The sequence below is a fragment of the Haliea sp. E1-2-M8 genome (assembly GCF_030649675.1).
Taxonomy (GTDB): Bacteria; Pseudomonadota; Gammaproteobacteria; order Pseudomonadales; family Halieaceae; genus Haliea.
Genome location: NZ_JAUTDR010000004.1, coordinates 187,607 through 211,310, shown reverse-complemented (window position 1 = coordinate 211,310; position 23,704 = coordinate 187,607). Strand labels below are relative to the sequence as shown.

18 protein-coding genes are annotated in these 23,704 nt (G+C 58.7%); 8 read left to right on the top strand and 10 right to left on the bottom strand.

The features are described from left to right. Nucleotides 1–323: 323 nt before the first annotated feature. The gene (locus Q6D67_RS05135; protein ID WP_304704510.1) at nt 324–3,179 is read left to right on the top strand and encodes a DNA methyltransferase; all 2,856 of its coding nucleotides are present in this window, start codon (nt 324–326) and stop codon (nt 3,177–3,179) included. A gap of 904 nt (nt 3,180–4,083) precedes the next feature. On the opposite strand, the gene Q6D67_RS05130 is transcribed toward Q6D67_RS05135, so the two are convergent. The 3 genes from Q6D67_RS05130 to Q6D67_RS05120 form a co-directional block, all read right to left on the bottom strand. Then, entirely contained in the window at nt 4,084–4,290 is a 207-nt protein-coding gene (locus Q6D67_RS05130) for a hypothetical protein (RefSeq protein WP_304704509.1), read from the bottom strand. Between the two features lie 190 nt (nt 4,291–4,480). Next, nucleotides 4,481–4,981, bottom strand: coding sequence for a hypothetical protein (locus tag Q6D67_RS05125; RefSeq protein ID WP_304704508.1), 501 nt, complete (start codon nt 4,979–4,981; stop codon nt 4,481–4,483). A gap of 11 nt (nt 4,982–4,992) precedes the next feature. Beyond that, on the bottom strand, nt 4,993–5,826 hold the full coding sequence (locus Q6D67_RS05120) for a hypothetical protein (RefSeq protein ID WP_304704507.1): 834 nt from the start codon (nt 5,824–5,826) through the stop codon (nt 4,993–4,995). 1,118 nt (nt 5,827–6,944) lie between these two features. On the opposite strand from Q6D67_RS05120, the gene Q6D67_RS05115 reads away from it, so the two are divergent. Continuing rightward, entirely contained in the window at nt 6,945–7,691 is a 747-nt protein-coding gene (locus Q6D67_RS05115; RefSeq protein WP_304704506.1) for a hypothetical protein, read from the top strand. A 223-nt stretch (nt 7,692–7,914) separates the two neighbouring features. Here Q6D67_RS05115 and Q6D67_RS05110 read toward each other — a convergent pair whose 3' ends face one another. From Q6D67_RS05110 to Q6D67_RS05090, 5 genes are all read right to left on the bottom strand, one after another. Continuing rightward, nucleotides 7,915–9,654: a hypothetical protein gene (locus tag Q6D67_RS05110; RefSeq protein ID WP_304704505.1), complete on the bottom strand. Its 1,740-nt coding sequence runs from the start codon at nt 9,652–9,654 to the stop codon at nt 7,915–7,917. Nucleotides 9,655–10,022: 368 nt separating this feature from the next. Continuing rightward, the gene (locus tag Q6D67_RS05105; RefSeq protein ID WP_304704504.1) at nt 10,023–10,571 is read right to left on the bottom strand and encodes a DUF2058 domain-containing protein; all 549 of its coding nucleotides are present in this window, start codon (nt 10,569–10,571) and stop codon (nt 10,023–10,025) included. A gap of 66 nt (nt 10,572–10,637) precedes the next feature. Beyond that, the gene (locus Q6D67_RS05100) at nt 10,638–11,426 is read right to left on the bottom strand and encodes a universal stress protein (RefSeq protein WP_304704503.1); all 789 of its coding nucleotides are present in this window, start codon (nt 11,424–11,426) and stop codon (nt 10,638–10,640) included. A 108-nt stretch (nt 11,427–11,534) separates the two neighbouring features. Next, nucleotides 11,535–12,386 (bottom strand): glutathione-dependent disulfide-bond oxidoreductase, encoded by an 852-nt coding sequence (gene yghU, locus Q6D67_RS05095; protein WP_304704502.1) that lies wholly within the window; start codon nt 12,384–12,386, stop codon nt 11,535–11,537. Between the two features lie 34 nt (nt 12,387–12,420). Next, on the bottom strand, nt 12,421–13,203 hold the full coding sequence (locus tag Q6D67_RS05090) for a hypothetical protein (RefSeq protein ID WP_304704501.1): 783 nt from the start codon (nt 13,201–13,203) through the stop codon (nt 12,421–12,423). A gap of 203 nt (nt 13,204–13,406) precedes the next feature. Between Q6D67_RS05090 and Q6D67_RS05085 the strand changes: the two genes are divergently transcribed. The 3 genes from Q6D67_RS05085 (at nt 13,407) to Q6D67_RS05075 (ending at nt 16,635) form a co-directional block, all read left to right on the top strand. Further along, nucleotides 13,407–14,123, top strand: a complete 717-nt coding sequence (locus tag Q6D67_RS05085) for a YebC/PmpR family DNA-binding transcriptional regulator (protein WP_304704500.1) — start codon at nt 13,407–13,409, stop codon at nt 14,121–14,123. Between the two features lie 98 nt (nt 14,124–14,221). Further along, the gene (locus tag Q6D67_RS05080; protein WP_304704499.1) at nt 14,222–15,175 is read left to right on the top strand and encodes a cyclase family protein; all 954 of its coding nucleotides are present in this window, start codon (nt 14,222–14,224) and stop codon (nt 15,173–15,175) included. Between the two features lie 74 nt (nt 15,176–15,249). Then, entirely contained in the window at nt 15,250–16,635 is a 1,386-nt protein-coding gene (locus Q6D67_RS05075; protein WP_304704498.1) for a glycerophosphodiester phosphodiesterase family protein, read from the top strand. Nucleotides 16,636–16,651: 16 nt separating this feature from the next. On the opposite strand, the gene Q6D67_RS05070 is transcribed toward Q6D67_RS05075, so the two are convergent. Next, entirely contained in the window at nt 16,652–17,662 is a 1,011-nt protein-coding gene (locus Q6D67_RS05070) for an NADP-dependent oxidoreductase (RefSeq protein WP_304704497.1), read from the bottom strand. 316 nt (nt 17,663–17,978) lie between these two features. On the opposite strand from Q6D67_RS05070, the gene Q6D67_RS05065 reads away from it, so the two are divergent. The 3 genes from Q6D67_RS05065 to Q6D67_RS05055 are packed head-to-tail and all read left to right on the top strand — an operon-like array spanning nt 17,979 to nt 22,455. After that, a complete protein-coding gene (locus Q6D67_RS05065) occupies nt 17,979–20,042 on the top strand; it encodes a BCCT family transporter (RefSeq protein ID WP_304704496.1) in 2,064 nt (687 codons plus the stop codon). Beyond that, nucleotides 20,043–21,359 (top strand): hypothetical protein, encoded by a 1,317-nt coding sequence (locus tag Q6D67_RS05060; protein WP_304704495.1) that lies wholly within the window; start codon nt 20,043–20,045, stop codon nt 21,357–21,359. It begins immediately after the preceding gene. A gap of 4 nt (nt 21,360–21,363) precedes the next feature. After that, the gene (locus Q6D67_RS05055; RefSeq protein WP_304704494.1) at nt 21,364–22,455 is read left to right on the top strand and encodes an ABC transporter substrate-binding protein; all 1,092 of its coding nucleotides are present in this window, start codon (nt 21,364–21,366) and stop codon (nt 22,453–22,455) included. Here Q6D67_RS05055 and Q6D67_RS05050 read toward each other — a convergent pair. Continuing rightward, nucleotides 22,452–23,675 carry a lytic murein transglycosylase gene (locus tag Q6D67_RS05050; RefSeq protein WP_304704493.1) on the bottom strand — a complete coding sequence of 408 codons (1,224 nt, stop codon included), beginning with the start codon at nt 23,673–23,675 and terminating at the stop codon, nt 22,452–22,454. The two genes, Q6D67_RS05055 and Q6D67_RS05050, sit on opposite strands and share 4 nt — an antisense overlap. Between the last annotated feature and the right edge of the window lie 29 nt (nt 23,676–23,704).

The window sequence follows — 23,704 nt, the reverse complement described above, 5'->3', positions numbered from 1 at the left end:
AAAAAGCATTTGCAATCCCATCTGAATGAATTTCCGTAGCTTATTTATTTGTCTTCAATTTCTAGAGTGAATAGTTGGTTTAAAAAGCATTTGTTACGCCTGTACTTGAGTAGTGGCTTGAAAGCTTACCCGAGCAAAGTGCCATACCTGGTATCAGACCGTACGGTGGGGCGCACTAATGGGCGTCTTTTTCTAAAAAACTGCTGTATATTATCTTCAAAAAAGGGGAGGCACATGCAAATTCCGGGTTATCAATTATCTATGCGACAGCATCCACAGTCTGTTGTTTTGACGTGCAGCCTGACGCATGAGCTACCAACCATATGACCCCAGAAGCCTTCGTAACCAAATGGTCTTCGTCCACAACCAATGAACGCGCTGCCGCTCAAGAGCACTTCATCGATCTATGTAGGCTCTTCGAGGAACCCACGCCCAACGAGGCCGACCCAACCGGGGAATGGTATGCCTTCGAGAAGGGAGTAGAAAAGACCGGTGCTGGACGTGGCTGGGCTGATGTTTGGAAACGTGGCCACTTCGGATGGGAATACAAGAGCAGGGCCGGCGGCCGAACAAGTACGATGCGGGGTGCACTGCAGCAACTTCAGCTATACGCACTTGCGCTGGAATCCCCACCACTTCTGGTTGTATCCGATATAGATACGATTGAAATTCACACTGCGTTTCAGAATGCCGTTCAGGAAGTCCACATTATTGAGCTGGAGGACATTCTACAGCCCGATAAGCGCGACATACTCCGAGCGATATTTCGTGACCCTGGGCGCCTCAGACCAAGCCGCACGCGTAATCAAGTAACCTCTCAAGCGGCAGGGCAGTTCGCCCAACTCGCATTTGCTTTACGCAGTGATGGCCATGACCCCCAAAGAACTGCTCACTTTTTAAACAAACTTCTCTTCTGTATGTTTTCAGAGGATGTTGGAATACTAAAAACCGGATTGTTTACAGACATTGCCGAGAAGGGCGTGACTCACCCCCAACACTTTAATCAGTTTATCCAGCGTTTATTTCAGGCAATGCACAAAGGGGGCCCATTTGGTACTGAAATCATCGATTGGTTCAACGGTGGGCTGTTCGACGACGACGATACCCTGCCGCTCACGTTGGCACAGATTCGCACTGTCCGCGATCTAGCCCATATGGACTGGAGCCAAATTGAACCCGCGATATTTGGAACATTGTTCGAGCGTGGGCTGGACCCGAGTAAGCGCAGCCAGCTGGGCGCACATTACACAGATCCGCAATCGATTATGCGGCTCGTGATCCCGACCATCGTAGAACCTCTTCTCGAAGAATGGTCGGGAATTAGATCCGCTATCGCCGATTATATGCAGCGCATGGAAAAGGCAAAATCGGTTCTTGCCACCAAGAAAAATCGGGCTGCGGCTGAAGGTTTATTGCAGGGCTTCCTCGAAAGGTTGCGAAACTTCCGAGTACTCGATCCTGCGTGTGGTTCAGGAAACTTCCTATACCTTTCGTTGCAAGCGCTCAAAGATATTGAACACAGAGCCAATATTGAGGCCGAGGCATTGGGTCTTCAAAGGTATGCGCCAATGGTAGGGCCGGAAGTTGTTCACGGAATAGAGCTAAATGCATATGCGGCTGAGCTTGCAAGAGTAACCGTGTGGATCGGAGAAATTCAGTGGATGCTTAGCCATGGTTACTCCATAAATACGAATCCAGTTCTCAAACCTCTAGATAATATTGAGCGACGTGACGCCATTCTCAGTGAAGATGACATTGAGCCAGACTGGCCGACGGCCGACGTCATTGTCGGCAACCCCCCATTCCTCGGAAGTCAGCTTATGCTTTCTGAACTCGGGGAAGACTATGTGGAGAAGCTGCGTCGTAGCTACGCTGGGCGAATTTCGGGCGGTGCTGACTTGGTGACCTATTGGTACGAGAAATCCTTATGCCAACTCAAACAAGGTCGCGTTCAGAGGATAGGTTTGGTAGCCACCAATAGCATTCGTGGCGGGAGAAATCGTGATGTTTTGAATCGGATAGTAGAAGATGGGACTCTGTATCACGTCTGGTCTGATGAATCGTGGATAAATGAAGGGGCGGCAGTTAGGGTTTCGCTGATTTGCTTCCGTTCAAAAGGGCACACGGGACAAATCGTACTAAATGGTGCTCCAGTTGACCTAATTCAGGCCGATTTATCTAGCCGGGGCGAGAGTGGAGAATTGAACCTCTCAACGGCTAAGCGGCTCTCGACAAACCGCGGATTGACTTTTCAAGGTTCGGTAAAGGTGGGGAAGTTTGACGTTCCGGGAGATGTAGCAAGAAACTGGCTCATACAACCAAACGCTCACGGGAGCCCAAATCGCGAGGTCCTGAGGCCACTCTCAAATGCCATGGATATCGTTCGCCGGCAGAGGGACATCTGGATTGTTGATTTCAACAGGATGTCGGAGACTGAAGCTGCGCAGTATCAAGCCCCATTTGAGTACATACTAAATTACGTGAAGCCGGTTCGGGAGAACAATCGAGATAAGAGCCGCAGAGAAAAGTGGTGGCTACATGGAAGAACGGGCGACGACATTCGGGCGGCAGTTAGCGGGATGGGAAGGGTAATAGTTACCCCTAGAGTGTCCAAATATCGCATATTCGTCTGGCGCAGTCCCGTAGTGTATTGCGACGATGCGACTGTCACGGTGGCAAGTGAGTCCGACGTCGTCTTCGGCGTGCTTCATTCAAGGTTCCACGAAATATGGGCACTGGCTATGGGCACTTGGCTGGGGGTGGGTAATGACCCAAGATACACACCAACCTCGACTTTTGAAACATTTCCCTTTCCTGTTGGACTTGAACCTAACCTGGACCCAAGAGACTATGCCAATGATAACGCTAGCGATATAGCGCAGGCTGCTGAACAGTTGGATAGACTTAGGAACAACTGGCTAAATCCTCAAGAGTGGACGGAGCTGTATCCGGCAGATGCTCCCGGCTATCCTCCCCGAATCGTACCGAAGCTGGGCCACGAGGCAGATTTAAAGAAAAGGACTTTGACCAACCTTTACAACGCAAGGCCTAGATGGTTAATGAATGCCCACAGAATATTGGATGAAGCTGTCGCTTCGGCCTATGGGTGGTCTATCGATCTTAAGGATGATGAGATCCTTACAAGACTACTCGAACTAAATCTTGACCGTGCGCCCTGATCCCGGATCACATACGCGGCCAACGATGCTTGCCCTGCAGGGTCGGGTATTCATAGCCGCCAACTGCTACTTCGCAGTTTCTATTAGTTATTACCCGTCGCGCGGGACGACAGCAACCACCAAGCCTGCCCAGTCGACGGCTAAACTCTACGCTCGACTATGCCAGCCCAAATGATTACGACTCAGAATTGTAGAAATGAAGAAGGCGGATCAACTTGGTTGCCACAAAGTGTGTCGACCACTCCAAACTGGCGGAAAGTATCAATTTTAGCGTAGAGAATCGTGCAGAATAGTTCACTAAGGGAATGCCAGGAGTCACAACTTCAGAACGGGGGGTGCCCCGGGGGTGGAGTCTGGAGATTGGTGGCTGAAGACTACAAGATATTATCGACACATGCCGAAAAGTCTGACGTGTACCTAAATCTGCTGAGGGACAAGTTTGGGCTCAAGGTATTCTATGAGAAGCATTTACCCGACGACTCTGAATAGCCGATCATACGGAATGAATGACCCGGGAAGTCGTTAAGGGCAACGTGCCATCTTGCAGTGGTCAGCGCAAATAAATTGGGGGCAGACCTATGAAGTATGCATGTCGTATACTTTTCTGCCAAGTCGACAAAGGTGATGAATCTCTCAGCGAAGGAAACTGGTTTGTCCATGAGGGCGAGTGGGCACAATGCGCGGAGGCGTTAGAGAAGGAAGGCAATTGGCTTCTATACTTTAGTTATGCAATGGCAAGCAAACCGCATGACTTGGAGCCTGAAATGTTACCCCATATTGGGGTATGTATGGCTCGCGTCGCTGATTATTTTGCATCGCCTGTCGTAGAGGTTACACCTGCGGAGTTTCCGCCGCCCGATGCACTATAACATTGGTAAAATGGTCATGTTTCAAAACGCAAAACCTAGACTTCGATCCCTCCGCAGGCCACTACCACGGTAGATTCCGTCTGGAGGTAATGCCAACTCGCGCCCGCGACGAAGCCAAGCATGAGACCGACGGTCAATGTCATCAGATAAGTTTTCCAGTCTCTACGGCTCAATATTTCTGCTGAATTAGCGATGTCGTCGCGAGCTTCTTTGATCCTTTGGAGCTTGCTTTCAAAATCCACTAGGCTCCCTCCCTGAGTGGGGCAGCAAGCGTAATCGCTTGCTGGTGCATGTGGCGCCATAAAGCTCGCCATCGTTTTGTGTACTATCGAATAAATTGGCTCACAACTATTTCCGGTTTGCACGCTGTTTCGCGTTTAAGCTTCGGCACTGTCTTCAAGCTCAAGAATCTTGGTGGTGTTTTATCAACGATTATGCGGCTTCGTTAAAAATATCTTCAGCGTCACGCCAATTACTGAGCGCCACATATAGCTCAACCATGAACAAAGTCATATGGCACAGCAAATAAAGCGCGAATCCCATCAAAATTGAAATTATTCTTTCACCTTCTGAGAAGGGGAATCCAATCATGAAAGTCACCACTAGGATTCCGAAGAAGTAGATTACCATCAATGTTGAGTTTGCTTTCACTTTCTCGATTACGTTATCTAAAGACGAGCAGATAACATTTTTGTCCTGAGATGTGAACTCGTCTGATCCACGTATTTTTTTCTTATCCTCATTAATCAGGCGCATTATTTGATAGGCGACGGGGAGTGAAACTGTCAGCATAACAATGGCGATACTTATGATATCAGGCGTGACGAGTTGAATCATAAATTGGTTCTTGGATATTAGCGTGGGATCGCACACCGTCGCCGCTACAACGAATACCCCGAGAATGCTCAACCCTAACCAGCTTGCCCTTTCCATACCTCACCTCGCTACTGTAGCTTCGATAACACTTCGGCTACTTTGTCCTTTATGTTAGCTACAGAATCCGAAATCCCCTCAATCGTCCTGGTGCGAATATTTTTGACTTGTTGGGAGTCGTACCGCTTTACAAACCGCCTCTTCCCGCGTCCGGGATTATCCTGCTCAGAGTAAACAGCCACCCTAGCGCCAGACTGCGCGGCTTCATCGAGTGCAGAGGATAGGTCCTCTTGGTCGGTATCCAGCGCCCCATCCTCACTAATGGCTTCGACTTTTAGTTTCCCACCCGCTTTACCGATTTTGCTCCGAACATCGGCGAGAGACTTATTTATTCCAGTGGGAAGGTTCGCTTTTGGGAAATCTAAACTAATTTTGTTGACCTTACCACGGTACTTACCAAGTACTTCCTCAAGCTTCGCACGATCCAAAATCGGATCAATTGAAACGCGCCAGCCTTCATTTGCCCGAGCGTTTATATGGTTCTCTATGGCGCGAGCAAAAGCCTTCTGAGCACTTCCTCTTTTACATTCTAAAAACAATCTCTGCCCACCGGTAACCTGGCGAGGATTAAAAACCAGTACAAATGGCTCCCATACTGGCATGGATTCTGGCTTCCAGCCATCGGCAGGGCCTAAATTGATGGTGGTGTCTTTCGGGCTTCCGAATACTCCAGAGATGAGGCCGTCAACCTCCGAGACGAAATCGTATACGTAATCGGAGTATCGACCCCTAGCCTCAATACGCCCGCTAAACAAACCTTGAAGGAAAGCTTTCTTGGTGGTGATGTTGTCGGTAAGGAGGTCTCGCATCGGATGAGCTGTCACGACGTATTCGGCAAAGTCCATTTTTGTTCCCCATACACGTTCAAAATATTCGAGCCTGGCACCGAGGGCGTCGGGATGAGTCCCGATCGTTAAGGGTGCGTACCCAGTGGGTGCAGTGCGGTATATCCACGCCCTGCACCGCTGTATTTTTTTGTTGAGCATGTATTAAAGCGATCACCGACGGCAATGTCTACTACCGCCCGCCAAATCGAATAACTGGTATCAGATTCGGCCTTGACCACTCCAAACTGGCGAAAAATTTCAATTTTATAGTGAATGTTCGTCCCGAATAGTTCAATAAGGGAAGGCTAGGAGTCCCAACCTCGAAACGGGGGGTGCCCGGGGGGTGGGGTCTGAATATCAGCGGTTGAAGAAAACAAAATATTATCGACACTTCCGATGCTAGTTGTTCAGTCGGAGCATGAGAAGTTGTGGTACACGATTAGGCTCTTCGGTGGCAATTGGTCAAAGTCGCTGAGACATTCCGTCCAGTGTGACAGGAGCGCCGAATAACCCGAACTGAACGATCCCAACGATCTGCACTGACGAGGTGGTTTGGTAGTTCTGTTCTGCTTATTGTTACGGTGGCCTTCGGTATCACAGTGCCGAGAGAAAGTCTTTCAGGCTGTGTGCTTCGGAGAGGTCCCCATAGAGCACCTTGCGACGGCCCGAAGCGTCGATTAGCATCAAGGCGGGCGCGGCGATGATTCAGCGGATGGCCTGTTGCGATTCACGCAGCACGTCAATGACAGCGGTCTCGTCGAGGCCTGTGCCGTCGAGGGCTGCGGCCAGCTTGCGATGGGCACGGCGAGTATTAAGAGCGTATTTTAATAAATTCAACCATCTAACGGAACGAATAGATTGACAGTCGCCAAACGCTAAAAAGACTGGTGTAACAATTCTTTTTGGGGGTACTTACGGGGGTATTATGGATCGGTCCAATAATTTTAAGTTATATATATCAGTGATTTAGAACAGGAAATCAAGTCCTTCTGGGCCCATTATCTACGCTAACGTACTAATTCTCCTCATTCAGTCGCTCAACCAGGTAGGTTGTCCGCAGCCGACGTCGGTCGCAATCCCGGGTCTGTGGCACCTTCAGGGACAAGGCGAGAAAGAATGGCGCACTACCAGGTTTTGTGGTACTTTCCGGCGGCGGTGCATTTAAAACCCAGAAGCAAAAGAAAATGCTCGAAGCGGCGACACATCTACCAGGTAGCGTGGTCATTATTCCTGCTGTTCCAGCTGGCGCTCTAGAAGCGTTCAACAGCGACGACAAGGAAGGGTGGTGCGAATTTGTCGAGACGCACGTTGACCCACTTGGAATCAACTTGCGCGAGAAGTTACCCAAAAGCATGTTAGATCCAGTAACTGAGCTTTATGATAGACAAACACCGATAAGCGGATCACTTGTATCACTGCACTGGTTTGATCTTGATACAAAATACGTTCTCGGTGAAGTTCTCAGACACCAACTCGCAGACACGATTATTGATGGAACACTTGGCGAAACTGCTTGGCAGTACGACAAGATAAAAAGCAGTTTCTGCGCATCGATTCGACTCTTTTGGGAACAAGCGAGCTGGCTAGCTTTGCACTTGGTCACCGAATACGAAATGGATTATCCTCTTGAGCAAGCTGCTGATGGATACTTTAACGTCGTTGATCCAATGCTTGCACAATTTATGTTCGATCGCGCCTTCAGTCAAATTAGCGCTGATGATCGTGCGCCGCATCATGAGGCACTGCAAGATATCTATGAAGCCAAATTTGGAAAAGCACTAGATAGTAGAAGCCTATCAGGCCTTGATAATCGTCTAAAAAAATTGATATCCGATTACGTCAAGGTCAGCGCTGATTTTTGGAAGCTGGCAGGCTGCAAGTAGGCACAATTAGCTCTCTATAACGACGCAGCGGGCAGCATCGGCGTCAGACAGAACTTCACAGCCTAATCAAAGAGATGGCCAGGCAGATCGCTTCGATTGGAACTGCGGCCCATCGACATTCGGTGTTTGACACCCGCAAGGCCGCGCGAATGAATCCGATCGATGCCTTGCGCCATGAGTAGGCTGTATCCCGGGAGTGGCATCAAGCCCCGCTCATGAGTGGCTAGTTGCCGGGAGGCGGCTGCATGCGGGTCACATATATACCTGCCCAGCCTGCCTCTTCAACACCCATACTGGCGCTGATGGCGAGCCAACCACCCCGAAATGCGTCGCGCTCCAGTGCCAGAGATGTGATGGGCAGTGGCACCAATTCCCCTCCCTCGTTCAGTACCGCTTCGGGGTCGAGAACGTTTCCGTCCATGCCAGTCCTGACCAATGGCGTGATCGCGGGCGCAGTCGCACCCAACACTTCCCCAAGGTAAATTCCATCGACCGTGTTCTCATACACGTTTTCGGCATTGGTTTGGCCGTTCCGGGCCAAAAAAGCTATCCGGAAGTTGGCACCACCCCGACCGGATACAGCCTGGAAGGCGGCCGAGCGCCAGCGCGGCGGCTCCGCATCACCGTCACTCACCCCTGGAGGCGCCCCGGAATAATTCCAGTAAAGGAAATCATCGTATTCGCCGTCTGCGCCGGCGTTCGCCACCATCCGCAACCTGCCTTTGCCGGTTGTATCGTAGACAAAGAAACCCTGATTGACCGGGACCTGTTTCTCCTGATAGCACAGATCAGAACTGTCGCTGGTATCGTCGCAGACACTCAAGGAGTCCCCGGGTGCGGTACCCGTAACCGGATCGAACTGCCCGATGTTATTGCAAAAGTCCCTGCGGTCCCTGTTACCCTCCTGCGGGCAGTAAAGCCGCACGGTCCTGATCTCTTCGCCCCAAGCGCCCCAGAAGCTGACGAAGCGGCCGTCGTAGGACAATCCCTCGCCGAGTTGGACGAAGGTTTCGCCACTCTGACCTGGCACCGCCTCCTCGATTCCCACCAGTGTGCTCAAGGAAGAGCCGGGGAGCAGCGGGGCCATATAAACGCCGCCGCAGGTGGGATCGTCCTCGTTATCGAAGCCGACAAATACCATTTGGCCACCCGCGGCGCTGGGGGGGGCGGTGGATCCGAAAGTGGTGCCAGCGACGCAATTGCCCGGGTTTGGCACCAGGGTATCCGAGTTCGCCACCAGCTCTACAGCTGCGCTTCCGCCGGCCTCCTCGGCCATGATCTGGCGATAGAACACGCCGGTCTTGCCGGCGCCATTGGTAAAGTTACCTTTGAAGGCGACGACGCCGGCATCGGTAATGGCCGGCGCACCGGGGAAGACATCAAATTTTGTCGCCGGGTCCACGCCGGGAACGGCAAAAATATCGGCAAACGCCGGCACCTCTCCCAGCAGGCTGGCGCCGGTAACCAACGGGCTGCCCGGCTGCCCGGCGTCCAGATTTACGTAGGCGCCGCTCGTCCCCGCGCGGGTTGTTTTCTCTTCGCCCTCCTCGTCGGCTGCCAGCTGTGCGGGCACGGGATAGGTCCACACGGGCGGATGGTTGCCGCGGGAAGCCACCGCGTTCCTCGTGAGCGCGATCCGCGGGAACGAGGGAAACTCATTAAAGGTAGCGAGTGCATCATCGGCTATGCATGCAACAGGCGCTTCCTCCTCCCCCTCTGCCGGGCCGGGTGTCGGGTAGCAGGTGTTATTCGGCCAGGGGACATCGGTATCCCGGTCGGCAATCACGTTAATGGTTGCGCCCTCTTTGGCCATGTCGCGGGTGTAGATACCGCTCACCGGCCCCTGCGACCGGCCGGTGCTGCGGGCGCGAAACACCACCAGGGCGCTGGCATTGATTGATGGCGGGTTGTAGCTGTTGTAGTAGCGACCCGGGTTCCGGGGAACCTCAAAGCCATTGTTCACTACTGTGGCCCAGATAAATGTGGGCTCAGGGTTCGCCGGGGGTTGAGGCGTTACCTTTTTCGCGGCTGCGACCGGGGTGTTGACCGCGAGCGCAATCGCCCCGCAAAGGACAGCGCCAAGGGCGCATGCCTGTAGTGACACCTTCACAATTATCTCCTTCTGCGCGGGGTGCGCAGGATGGGGCAGAAAATCGGGAGACAGTTGCGCACCGCCTGTAAGCTCAAATTCGCGGGCGCCACCCCGGGCTATGCACTCTCGTTTACCGCTCTCTTCAATGACCGGATTTGACCTTGACCTATATGTTAATAGTTGAACTTCTCTGGTAGTGCAAGGAGACGCGGCGCTAATCTCGGCAAGGTGCTCCCGGCTCACCACATCAGGTCATCGGGCACTTCGTAGTCCTTGTACCACTCCTGCTCTTCAGCCGTGAGGTCCGGGGCCCCCGCCTCACTGCAGACGATCACCCGGCTGCTGTCGCGCTCGGCGATCTTTGCGGCAATGGGCCAGGGTAACAGCTCGTACTGGTCACCCTGCTTGGCGATGGCCAGGTTGCCGGCGGCGAGCTGCTTCTGCTCCATGGCCGTGATGTATAGCTTCTTGACCTTCTTGCCGTCGGTGAAATTGAAGCCGACGTCACCGCGCCCGCGCGGCAGCCTGTGATTTTCGATCAGCTGCTTGATCTGGGCGTTGATCGCCTTGCGCAGGGCATCGGCATTGCGTACTTCGTTGAGTTCGCGCCCGCGCCGGGCCTTCTCGGCCAGCGCCTCGCGAGCCGCCTCCTTTGTCTCCGCCCCTAGATCCACGCCGGAGCGGCGGGCCACCTTGGCCTGCTTGCGCTTTTCCTTTTCCAGCTTCTTGGCCTTGTCGGTATCCGCCAGCCCGGCCTTGAGCAACTGGTCCTGAAGTGAGCCTGCCATATATCCTATCCCTGTCCCATCACGAAGCACTGGGAAAGAGTATAAACCACTATCTGCCGAGAACCCTCAGGCGGGCAGCAGTAGCACCGGCTGTCGGCATTTGCGGACCACGCCCTCTGCCGTCCTGCCCAGCGGCAGGTTTTCGATCGGCGTGGTACCGCGGCGGGCGATTACCAACAGGGCGACATTGAGCTCATCGGCCGTTTCAACCAGCTTGTTGACCGCATTACCCTGCAGGTGCCGGCAGGTCACGCCAGAGTAGGTACTCGTGAGCACGGCCAGTGTCCGGTGTGCCTCCGCCTCGTCGTCGTGGCGATCGGAGTCCACCCAGACTGCGACACCGTCGCGGCCTGCCTTGACGAAGCGTTCAAACCAGTCCCGGGCGACACGCGTTGCCGCGGAGCCGTCGGTGGCGAGCATGACCGGGGCGCTCTCGGCCGCGACCACACCATCGCTGCTGACCACCACCAACGGTACATGGCTGAGCCGGGCCAGGTTGAGCACGATATTGCCCATGAAGAACTCGCGGGCTGAGGAGTGGCTGCGATTCAGGGCGATAATGCCGTCCACCTGCCGCAATTTTGCCACATCCACGATCTGTGATGCCGCAAAGCCCGAACGCACTTCCCAATCCACCGCGATCTGCAGCTGGTCACAAATCCGACCGGCGATGTCCTTCAAATTTTCCTCAATGACCTCGGGCGCATCCTCCCCAGACTTGCGTTTGAACACCTCGACCACATGTACCAGCGTGAGTTGTTCGCACTGCAACAGCGCCAGCAGGCCCGGCAGGTAGTCGAGGGTGCGCGCCCAGTCCCCCGAGTAGTCCACGGTCAGGACACAGTGTTTCAGCATGGCCATTTCTCCATTTTGATTAAGCTTTGCTACTTGTTTGCATTTTAACCTACTGCCAGAACTGGACGTTGGCCTGCATCAAGCACCCCGGCGGATTACCCCGGCAATCTAACCATCGAAATCGCTGGCCGCGTGCCGTTCCGGCAGCTGTTCTTCTTCCGGCCCCCAGATGCGGTTGACCCGGCGCCCACGCTGCACGGCGGGGCGGGCCTGGATTTCCCGCGCCCAGCGGTTCAGGTGCTGGTAGGAACCGACGTCGAGGAACTCCTGGGCATCGTACAAGGTATCCAGCACCAGTCCGCCATACCAGGGCCAGACTGCCATGTCGGCGATAGTATAGTGGTCGCCGCACAGATACGTCCGCTCCGCCAGGTTGCGGTCCAGGACATCGAGCTGGCGCTTGACCTCCATGGTGAAGCGATTGATCGGGTATTCCCATTTTTCCGGCGCGTAGGCATAAAAGTGACCGAAGCCTCCACCCAGGAAGGGCGCGCTGCCCATCTGCCAGAACAGCCAGGACAGGCACTCGGCGCGCGCGGGCGCAGCAGTCGGCAGGAAAGTCGAGAATTTCTCCGCCAGGTACACCAGGATCGCGCCGGACTCGAACAGGCGAGTCGGCGGCGAGGTGCTGTGGTCAAGCAGTGCCGGGATCTTGGAATTGGGGTTGATGGCGACGAAGCCGGAGCCGAACTGTTCACCCTCCAGGATATTGATGGGCCAGGCGTCGTATTCAGCATCACTTATCCCCAGGGCCAACAGCTCTTCCAGCAGCACGGTGACCTTGACTCCATTGGGCGTGGCCAGGGAGTAAAGCTGCAGCGGGTGCTTGCCCACCGGCAGCACCTTGTCATGGGTCGGCCCCGCCACCGGACGATTGATACTGGCGAAGCGGCCGCCGGTTTCCGTGTCTGCTGCCCACACGCGGGGCGGGGTGTAGCTGTTATCGGTGCTGTCATTCATAACCTGCCGGACTCCTTGCTCAATACATAGTGGGCTATTCAATACGCAGCGAGCGCTCGTAAACGCCCGCGTTGCCGGTGCTGATCTGGTAGGCGTGGACGACCATGTCGACAGCACCCGCGCCGGGCAGATCCAGCTTTCCGGCGAACTCGTTGTCGGTGCCGGTGAAACCCAGCGGCGCCTCCGCGACCAGCTCGCCCTGGCGGTAAAGCTGTACCGCCGCGCGGAAATCAGCGGCTGGCCACAGGCCCTCTGCGGTGATGGGGCAACCACAGATCATGGTGACACTGGCCGTGAGTGCCAGCTGACCGTCTTCCAGGGTGTATTTCAGTAGCTCGGTCACCAGCCCGGGGAGATGCAGGATCACCGGTTGTTCGATCCGGTCCTGCCCCGGGATCAACCACAGGGTGGCGGACGTGGACTGGATGCTCTGGGCAACCGCCAGGGGGCCAGTGACGCTTACCTCGACCCGGGTGGGCCGCGCCAGGCCCAGCTCCGCCTGAAAGCTGGCGGGATCGCCCAGGGTGGCGACGCGGCCGCGGACCTGGGGCGTCTGCATCAGCGCCTCGGTGTCCCCGGTGGGGCCGGTGATGGCGCCCTCGGCCAGCAATTCCCCGGTCGCCGCATCGCGGACGATGATGTTCAGGCCGCCAACGCCGCTGCCGATGAACTTGGCATCGTCCGCCCGCACCAGCACCTTCAAGCCGGTGGTCGCAACGGCCTCCTCGGCTGTCGCCCAGGGTGCCAGCACCGCGAAGCCAAGGGTAACCACCCCGACCATCAGGGCGGCAAAACGTTTTCCTGCTCGTGTGGACATGGTTAACTCCCTGCTGAACGCTTGAGTCGGGCACCCCGGTTTTTCCGTGATGCCCCGCCGACCAACGATACCATACCCCGCCACTGCCCTCTTGCGGCAACGCTGCAGCCGGTTTAGCCGCGCACCGGGGTTGACCGATGACTTGTCAGCCCCCCGGGGGAGAGACCTATAATGCCCGGCTGATTTGCTATTTGGAAACTCTCATGGGCCGCGCCTACCAGAACCGCAAGGAATCCATCGCCAAGACCTCTGATGCCAAGGCCAGGGTGTACAGCAGGTACGCACGGGAAATCTATGTCACCGGCAAGAGCGGCGGCACCGACCCGGACGCCAACCTGGCCCTGCGCAGCCTGCTGGAACGCGCGCGCAAGGACCAGGTGCCGGCCCACGTGATCGAGAAAGCCATCGACAAGGCCACGGGTGGCGGCGGTGAAGATTTCGCCCTGGCCCGCTACGAAGGCTTTGGCCCCGGCGGCAGCATGGTCATCGTCGAGTGCCTGACTGACAACCCCAACCGCACCTTCGGCGATGTCCGCCACTGCTTCACCAAGACCAAGTGCAAGCTGGGCACGCCCGGCAGCGTCAGCCACCTGTTCGATCACAGCGCTATCCTGGTGTTTGCCGGTGACGATGAAGACGCCGCGCTGGAAGCCCTGATGGAAGCAGACGTCGACGTGACCGATATTGAAAGCGAGGGTGGCAATATCAACGCCTTCGTGCCGCATACCGAACACTTCAAGGCCCGCCAGGCACTGTTGGACGCCTTCGGCGAGATCGAGTTCGAGGTGGATGAAGTGCAGTTCGTGCCCCAGGCATCAGTGACTCTGGAAGAGGACGACGCCCAGGTCATGGAAAAGTTGCTGGACATGCTCAACTACCTGGACGACGTGCAGAACGTTTATCACAACGCCGATATCTGAGCTCCATTGCCCGGCGGCTATTGATTTGCTCTATGCTGTTCAGGACATGCCGGCAACCAGTGGCCGGAAACGAATAAAAACACCCCGGGACCCATGCCATGACTTCACTGCGAATGACCTGTCTCACCCTGCTGTTCCTGCTGCTGACCGCGCTGCCTGTGTCAGGTGCCGATGAAGACGACAGCTGGTACCCCTCGCGCCACGGTGCGGACGACACTCTGGGCGCGATCAATTATCTGTCGCCGGAGAAGGTGCTGCAGGCCGCCAGTCTGGTGAAGACCGGCAAAACCTACGCCCTGGGGGTGAAGACCGGCCCCGAGTCGCCCGCCTATGGGCCCCGCAGCTACGCTCTCACCGTGCTGCAGCTGGACGATGGCGTTGGTGCGCCACTGGCCGCCAATCAGCTCACCTCCAATGATGACCTGCTGCAGACCTGGATGGGGATCGGCAGCCAGATAGACGGCCTCGGCCACCTGGGCATCAATCACCGCTACTACAATGGCAAGCATGCCAGCGAGTTCGTGACGGTAACCGGGCTTACCAGTTTCGGTATCGACACCCTGCCGCCGATCGTCACCCGCGGGGTGCTGATCAATATGGCCAGCCATCTGGGGCACGAGGTCCTGGATGCAGGCACCGTCTTCGGCAGTGCGGACATCAAGGCCGCGGCGGCAGCCCAGAAAGTCAGCATTGAGCAGGGGGATGTGGTCCTGTTGCACACCGGCTGGCTCGCCGTCGCGGATACTGATCCGGCTCGCTTCATGGCCGGCGAGCCGGGCCTGAGCCGGGAGGGCGCACGCTACCTGGCGGAATTGGGAGTGGTGGCGGTCGGCGCGGACACCTGGGGCCTGGACGCGATGCCGGGGGAACAGCCCGATGAAGTGTTTCCGGTCCACCAGGAGCTGCTGGCGCGCAATGGGGTATATATCCTCGAGAACATGGACACCCGGGAGTTGGCTGCGGACGCGGCGACTGAATTCCTGTTCGTCCTCGGCCAGCCCCGCTTTGTGGGCGCGGTGCAGGCAATCATCAATCCGGTCGCCATCCGCTAAACCAGGGCCGCCGCCAGCGCTGGCGGCGGTCATGAGACGCGTAGCCTTCGACCATGCCTTCAGGAGAATCTCCCGTGCGCCAGTCTCTCTTGCCACCTGTCCTGTTAATGGCCTCGCTGCTCGCGGGCTGCAGCGACGGGCGCGATCAGCCTCCGCGGGCGCCGGTTGCCCCTTCTTCCCTGACCATTGCGCCAACCGCGGTGCCGGAAGGCGCCCCGGGAGAAATGGCACAGCTGCGTTTTCGCGCCAGCATGACCGAGCCGCAGCCGGAACCGGTGCTGATTCGCTACAGCACCGAAACCGAAAGCGCCGTGGGGGATGTGGATTTCCTGCCCGCCGAGGGCGAAGTGACCATTCCCCCGGGCGCGCTGGCTGCGGAGATTACGGTTGAGGTCTTCGGCAACGCGGAGGATGAGCCCGCCAAGACCCTGCGCCTCAACTATGAGGTCGACGGCAATGCCGTGCCCACCGGCACGGCAGCGGTGGGCACCATCGCCAACGACGATGCCGTGTGTGATGCACCCTTCGCCAAGGAGCCCAATCCCTGGCGGGTATTCGGCGCCGACCCGCTCAATTACGCCCACCGCGGCGGCGTTATCGACTTCCCGGAAAATACCCTCTATGCCTATGCCGAGGTAGCGCTGGTGGGTGCCGATGTCCTGGAGATGGATGTCTACCAGACCCTGGACAATGAGCTGGTCATCCTGCACGACCTCACGGTGGACCGCACCACCAACGGCAGCGGCCGGGTAGTGGACCTGACCCTGGCGGAACTGCGGCAACTGGATGCCGCCTACTGGTTTGTACCCGGGGTCGGCACTCCCCGCGACCGGCCGGAGGAGGACTACGTGTTCCGCGGCATCGCCACCGGCGAACGGCCGCCACCCCCCGGCTACAGCCCGGAGGACTTCCGCATCCCAACCCTGGAGGAGGCCCTGCAGCGCTTTGCCGCCGAGCGGCTCAACGTGGAGCTGAAACCGGACCTGGACGGGGAGGGCGATTACGAACAGCAGATCGCCGGAGCCCTGTTGCGTTATGGCCGCATCGACGACGTTATCGCCGCCTCCTTTGTCGACGAAGCCGCCACTGCTTTCAAGGCCGCGGCGCCGTGTATTCCCACCTCGGTACCGCTGGGTCAGGGCACCAATCTGGTCCTGGCCGCGCTCGGTGACGGCACCATTCCACCGGTGCCGGAACACGTCGCCTTCCAGGTGCCCCCCGATACCAGCCAGATCACCGGCGACGGCCAGCTCCCGGAAGATTTTTTCCTCGAGGTGGTCACGAAGGATTTCATTACCGACTCCCACAACGCCAACCTGGCGGTGCAGGTGTGGACCATCAATGACTGCGAGGAAATGCTGCGGCTCATGGCGCTGGGCGTCGATGCCATCATGACCGACCGGCCGGTGCTCCTGCAGTCCCTGCTGGACACACCGCCGGAACAGCGCAGCTGTGACTAAAGACTAATATCGGGAGCTAGCTGACCTTCACCACCAGCTTGCCGACGTTGCCGCCGTCGAACAAGAGGTTCACCGCCTCGGGCGCGGATTCGAGGCCCTCGATCACGGTCTCCTCGTGCTTCAGCTTGCCCTCGAGGTACCAGGTCGCCAACTGCGTGGTGGCCTCAGTGAAGCGGTCCATGAAATCGGAGACAATAAAGCCGCGCACTGCGATCCGGCGCATCAGGATGGGCGCGAAATCCGCGCGCATGGGTTCGCCACTGTTGTAGCCGGAAATCATCCCGCACAGGGGCATGCGCCCGAACAGGTTCATCCGCCCCATCACTGCTTCCATGATTTCGCCACCGACGTTCTCGAAATTGACATCGATGCCGTCCGGCGTCGCCGCTGCAAGCTGCTGACGCCAGTCGGGGGCCTTGTAGTCCACCGCCGCATCGAAGCCCAGGTCCTCGACAATGTGACGGCACTTCCCGGTGCCACCGGCAATCCCCACCACCCGGCAGCCCTGAATTTTGGCGATCTGGCCCACCACAGAACCGACTGCGCCCGCCGCCGCCGATACCAGCACCGTTTCCCCGGACTGCGGCCGGCCCAGCTCAAGCAGGCCAAAATAGGCGGTAACCCCGGTCATGCCGCAGGCACCGAGCATCGTGGACAGGGGGATCGGCAGGTCCGCCGGCAGCACCGACATGGCGTTGGCGCCCTCGTCCGCAAGACAGTAGTCCTGCCAGCCGGTCAGCCCAAGGACGTGGTCGCCGGGCTGGTAAAGCGAGGAACTGGACTTCACGACTACGCCGATACCGCCACCGCGCATGACTTCGCCAATGGCCACCGGCGGCATGTACTGGTCCATGTCGCTCATCCAGATCCGATTGGTGGGATCCAGGCTGAGATAGAGCACGCGCACCAGCGCCTGGCCCGGGCCGGGTTCCGGTATCGTTGCGTCGACAAAATCAAAATGGCTGCGTTCGATGCGGCCTTCGGGCCGGGCTTTGAGAAGAAACTGGCGGTTCTGTAGGGCACTCATGGCGGCTCCGGTGATGCAGGCGATGGATGACGGTGTTGCGCAAGTCAGCAACAATAGCAGAACCAGTGTTGCCGACACAGCACCAACAGTAGGAGCGCGGTCCCCGCGCGATCGCCCGCGGAGCGGGCTCCTACAAGTCAGGAGGTGTGGGAGCGCGGTCCCCGCGCGATCGCCCGCGGAGCGGGCTCCTACAAGTCAGGAGGTGTGGGAGCGCGGCCCCACCCTACTCCTCAAAGGCGGCGTCTGGTACTCTTAAGCGCTAGTGGGACCGGTCTGAGGACCGCCTAATCATGCCCCGGATCGAGGAAACCCATCCATGAGCCAGGCGAAAACTGCCGCCGAATCGACCTCCACCATTCTGATTCCGGTGTTCGTTCCCGCGGTCGTCGTGATTCTGCTACTGGTGATCGGCACCATCAGTAATCCGGAACTGGCCGGGGAAGTGTTCAGCTCAACCCTCGCCTATATCACCTCGACCTTCGGCTGGTTCTACATGCTGTCGGTGGCCTTTTTTCTGGTATTTATTGTCGCCGTAGCCTTCACCAGTTGGGGCCATATCAAGCTCGGCCCGGACCACGCCGATCCGCAATACAGCTTCCCGGCCTGGTTTGCGATGCTGTTTTCCGCCGGCTACGGCATTGCGCTGCTGTTTTTTGGCGTGGCGGAGCCGGTGCTGCACTACGCGACTCCGCCGGCCGGGGCGGGGGAAACCGTCGACGCGGCCAAGCAGGCGATGCAGATTGCCTTTTTCCACTGGGGCTTCCACATCTGGGCCATCTATGGCCTGGTCGGGCTGGTGCTGGCCTACTTCGCCTTTCGCCACGGCTTGCCGCTGTCCATCCGCTCGGCGCTGTACCCGCTGATCGGTGACAGAATCTACGGCCCCATCGGCCACGCGGTCGACGTGTTTGCCATTCTTGGCACCATGTTCGGGATCGCCACCACCCTGGGGCTGTCGGTGGCCCAGATCAACGCCGGTATGAATTACCTGTGGCCCGGTATTCCGGTCAGCGTTACCGTGCAGATCATCGCCATCGTTGTGATCACCTGTCTCGCCATCGTCTCCGTGGTTGCGGGCCTGGACAAGGGCATCAAGCGCCTGTCCGTGCTCAACATGGTGCTGGCGGTTTCCCTGATGCTGTTCGTGTTCGCCGTCGGGCCCACCATCCACATCCTCGAGAGCTTCCTGCAGAACACCGGCAGCTACCTCAACCACATTGTCGAGCGCACCTTCAACCTGCAGGCCTACTCGCGCAGCGACTGGATCGGCAACTGGACCCTGTTCATCTTTGGCTGGACCATTGCCTGGGCGCCTTTCGTTGGGCTGTTTATCGCCAAAATCAGCCGCGGCCGCACCATCCGCCAGTTTGTGGTCGGGGTGATGCTGGTGCCAACCATATTCACCTTCCTCTGGTTTTCGATTTTTGGCGACACCGCCCTGAACCTGATCATGAACGAGGGTTACAGCACGCTGATCGCCGACGTCCAGGCAGACCACGCCGTAGCCCTGTTCAAACTCTATGAAATGCTGCCGCTGTCATCAGTCGTATCCTTCGTTACCGTGATCCTGATCGTCACGTTCTTTGTCACCTCTTCGGACTCTGGCTCGCTGGTGATCGACTCGCTGGCATCCGGTGGCGTGCCGATTACCCCGGCCTGGCAGCGGATTTTCTGGGCTGCCTCGGAAGGGGCAGTAGCCGCCGCGCTGCTGCTGGCGGGCGGCCTCAGCGCCCTGCAGACCATGACCATCGCCAGCGCGCTGCCCTTTTCCCTGATCATGATTGTGGCCGCCTTCGGCATGTGGCGGGCACTGGTCATTGAGGGCCACCACCACGCCAGCCTGCAGACGGACCTTCAGAGCCGCTTCTCCGGCACCTCCGGCAAAGGGCTCTGGCGGCGGCGCCTGGCCGGCCTGGTGAGCCATCCCGACGAGGCCCAGGTGGGGGAATTCATCACCACCACCGTGCGCAAGGCCATGTTCCGGGTGCAGCGGGAAATGGACAAGCAGGGCTGGCAGGCGGAGGTGCACGAAGACGAAGTACCCTTCCGTATCTGGCTGGAGATCATCAAGGAGGACCAGGTCGACTTCGTCTACGAGATCCGGATGCTGGAGCATGCATTGCCTGATTATGCGTTCCCGGAAATGGAGCGCGATCAGGAAAATGCCAACACCTACTACCGGGCTGAAGTATTCCTGCGCCGGGGCGGGCAGTCCTACGACCTGTTCGGCTTTGACCAGCACGATATCATCACCGACATCCTCGACCAGTTCGAGAAGCACCTGCATTTCCTGCATATCTCCCCCGCCAGCCTGCCCTGGAACATGGGGGAACACGATGCGATGCTGCAAGTTGACCCCGAGCCTTCCCGGGTGTCCTGAGTGAAGCGCCCAAGCCTGGCGGTAATGGTGGCGCTGTGTGCCGGCCTCGCCGGAGGCGCCGCACAGGCCGCCGAACAGGCTACGGTGGAGGCGTTGTTGCAGCGCATCGAGGCCCTGGAGGCCCGGCTGCGCGAGCTGGAGGCGAGGGAGCAACCGGTCACGCCCACACTGCGCGAGGTACGCGTCGCACAAACCATGCCGGAGCCTGGCGCGGAACTGACAGATGCGGTGTCCGGCTCCGAGCGGCTCGCCGCTGTCGAAGAACCGGTTAGCCCTGAGCCGGAGATTCATGCAGGCGGCGCCCTGCGCTTCAACCTGGTGCACCGGGACTTTGTCGACAGCTCCGAGGGCAAGCGCGGTGAGAGCGGGCTGGACGTGTTCCGGCTCAATGTGGATGGCAGGATCGACAACATCCTGGTGTCAGCGGAATACCGCTTCTACTCGTACATGAATACGATTCACCACGGCTGGCTGGGCTACGAGTTCGAGGATGCCAGCCAGCTGCAGATTGGCATTCACCAGGTTCCCTTTGGCCTGTTGCCCTATGCCGCCCACAACGCCTGGTTCGGCGTGCCCTACTACCTGGGGCTGGGTGATGACTATGACATGGGCGTACGCTACCAGCGTCAGGATGGCCCCTGGACCAGCCACCTCGCCTTCTACAAGAACGAGGAGTTGAACAGCCCGGGCGACCTGGATCGCTACTCCTTTGACCTGGTGCAGGTCGACGACCAGCAGAACGAGGAGATTAACCAGTTCAACGCCCGCCTGGCCTATACCTTTGGCCTGGGCAGCAGCTGCGAAACCGAAGTGGGCGGTTCCGGCCAGTGGTCGGAAGTCTACAATGCCGTCAGCGACCGACGCGGCGACCACTGGGCTGCCGCGGCCCACGTCGACAGCCGCTGCGGGCGCTGGAACCTGCAACTGCAGGGTATTCGCTATGCCTACGACCCGGCCAACCCCGTCGGCGTCGACAGCGCCGCGGTGCGGGTGGGCGCCTTCGGCGGCAGCTACGGCATCGCCAGCGAAGCGGACGTGGCAGTGGCCAACCTGGCCTACAACTTCGAGTCGCCCGTGCCCTGGATCGACCAGATTACCTGCTACAACGACTACTCGCGGCTGTTCAAGGACGAACCCGGCGCCATCGACTCGCAGATCAACACCCTGGGCTGCGCCATCGGTAGCGGCCCCCTGTTCACCTACATCGACTACATCCTGGCCAGCAACATGGCCTTCTTCGGCGACGGCTCCATGGCCGCCGGCGGCCGCGACGAATGGCGCCGCCGCTTCAACGTCAATATTGGCTTCTACTGGTGACCTCATGCTGACCCGCGCGCTGTCCAGACTCGGCATCCTCTGTGCCTGCGGCCTGGCCCTTCCGGCCCTGGCGCAAAACCCGCTGAACGTGGTGTCCTGGGATGGCGCCTATGTCAAAAGCCAGATCCTCGGTTTTATCCGCCCCTATGAGGATGCCACCGGTATCCGGGTCAACGTCGTGGAGTACAGTGGCGGGATCGAGGAAATCCGGCGCCAGGTGCGCTCCTGGAATGTGAGCTGGGATGTGGTGGACCTGGAACTGTTCGACGCCATCCGCGCCTGCGAGGAGGGTCTGCTGGAAACCATCGACCCGGACAGCCTGCCACCGGCCCCGGACGGTACCCCGGCCCGGGAAGACTTCATCAGCGTCAGCCTCATGCCCTGCGGGGTCGGCAACGTCGTCGGCTCGACAGTGGTCAGCTACCACCGCGACAGCATCGACCGGGCACCGGAACAGCTGGCGGATTTCTTCAACCTCAAGGATTTCCCCGGTCGCCGCGGTCTGCGGCGCAGCCCACAGGGCAACCTGGAGTGGGCGCTGATCGCCGACGGCGTGCAGCGGGAAGAGGTTTACCAGGTACTCTCAACCGAGCGGGGCCTGGAGCGGGCATTTGCGGTACTCAACCGCATCAAGCCCGCCATTGACTGGTGGCGCAGCGGCGCGGAGGCCATCCGCCTGCTGGAGACGGGCCAGGTTGCCATGAGCTCGGTCTATAGCGGCAGGATCTATGACGCGGTGGCGCGGGGTGTGCCGCTGGAAATCCTGTGGGATCACCAGGTCTGGTTTTACGATGTCTGGGGGGTGCCAAAAAATGGCCGCAATACCGCCCAGGCCATGGATTTCATCCGCTTTGCCACGTCCACCGAAAGCCTGGCGGGGCAAGCCAACCTCATTCCCTACGGCCCTGTGCGCCAATCCTCCATGCCGCTGGTGCGGGAGGAGGTGCGGGGAATCCTCCCCACCACCCCGGCGCGTCTGGCCACCGCCATAGAGCTGGACGCCCAGTGGTGGTCAGACAACATGGACCGGATCAACATCCGCTTTCAACGCTGGCTGCAGCGCCCGGTCATGGTACCCCGACAGCTGCCACGCTAGTCTTTGGGCTCGTCTGCGGCACCCTTGGCGGCCGCCTCCTGCAGGCCCTCCATGCTGTCTGCATCCGGGTAGCCATCCGCGACCAGACCCCGGCTGCGCTGAAACTCGCTCAGGGCGGCGCGGGTGCCGGAACCGAAAATACCGTCTTCTTCACCCGCCTCAAAGCCAAGCTGGTTGAGCTGCTGTTGCAGGACTTCCACATCACCCCGCGCCAGGGGGCGCTGACCCACGGGCGGTGACTGGCGCAGAGGGCCAGCGCCGGCAATCCGGTCCGCCAGGTAGCCCACCGAGACAGCATAGGATTCAGACCGGTTCCAGCGCATGATGACATCGAAATTGTCGTACACCATGAAAGCCGGGCCCGCGGCACCGGCCGGCACCAGGATTCCGGCCTGCAGTTCCGACTCCGGCAATGGCCCGCCGTCACTGCGGCGAACGCCCAGCTGCGACCATTCCAGCAGCGGGCGCCGCTTGCCGGCGTCGGCGCCGGCCAGGTCGAAGCGAAACTCCGGCTGCAGCCGGACTTCACGTCCCCAGCGCAACTCCGGCACCCAGCCCAGCTGGTTCAGGAAGTTGGCACCAGAGGCGAGGGCGTCCTGCTCGCTGCCCCAGAGGTCGATCCGCCCATCGCCGTCACCGTCCACGGCATAGCGCAGGTAGTTGCTGGGCATGAACTGGGTATGTCCCACGGCACCGGCCCAGGAGCCACGCATATGCCCGGGCTGCAGGCGCTCCCGCTCCAGAAGCTGCAGCGCGGCGACGAATTCAGTGCTGAAAAAATCGCTCCGGCGGGTGTCGCAGGCGAGGGTCGCCAGGGAATCCAGGGTCGGCATGCCGCCGAGGTAGCTGCCGAAATTGGTTTCCAGCCCCCAGAAGGCGACCAGGTAGTGTCCAGGTATGCCGTACTTCTGCTGCAACCTGCCCAGGAACTCACGGTGCTTGCGATACAGGGTGCGGCCCTCTTCGATCCGCGCCTGGGTAACCCGGGCATTGAGGTACTGGGCAAAGGTCTGGACAAATTCAGGTTGCTTGGCGTCGAGTTCCAGCACCCGGGCCTGCTGCTGCAGACCGGGCACGACATCGTCAACGATCCAGTCCGCGACGCGGGCCTGTCGGGCCTGGTCCTGCAGCGCTGCCAGGCAGGCGGGGAAGCCGTCATCGGCAAGTACCGGGGAGCAGGCGGCCAACAACAGCAGGGCAGATAATTTTCGCGGGCTCATGACTGGCTATATCCACAACACATGTTGAC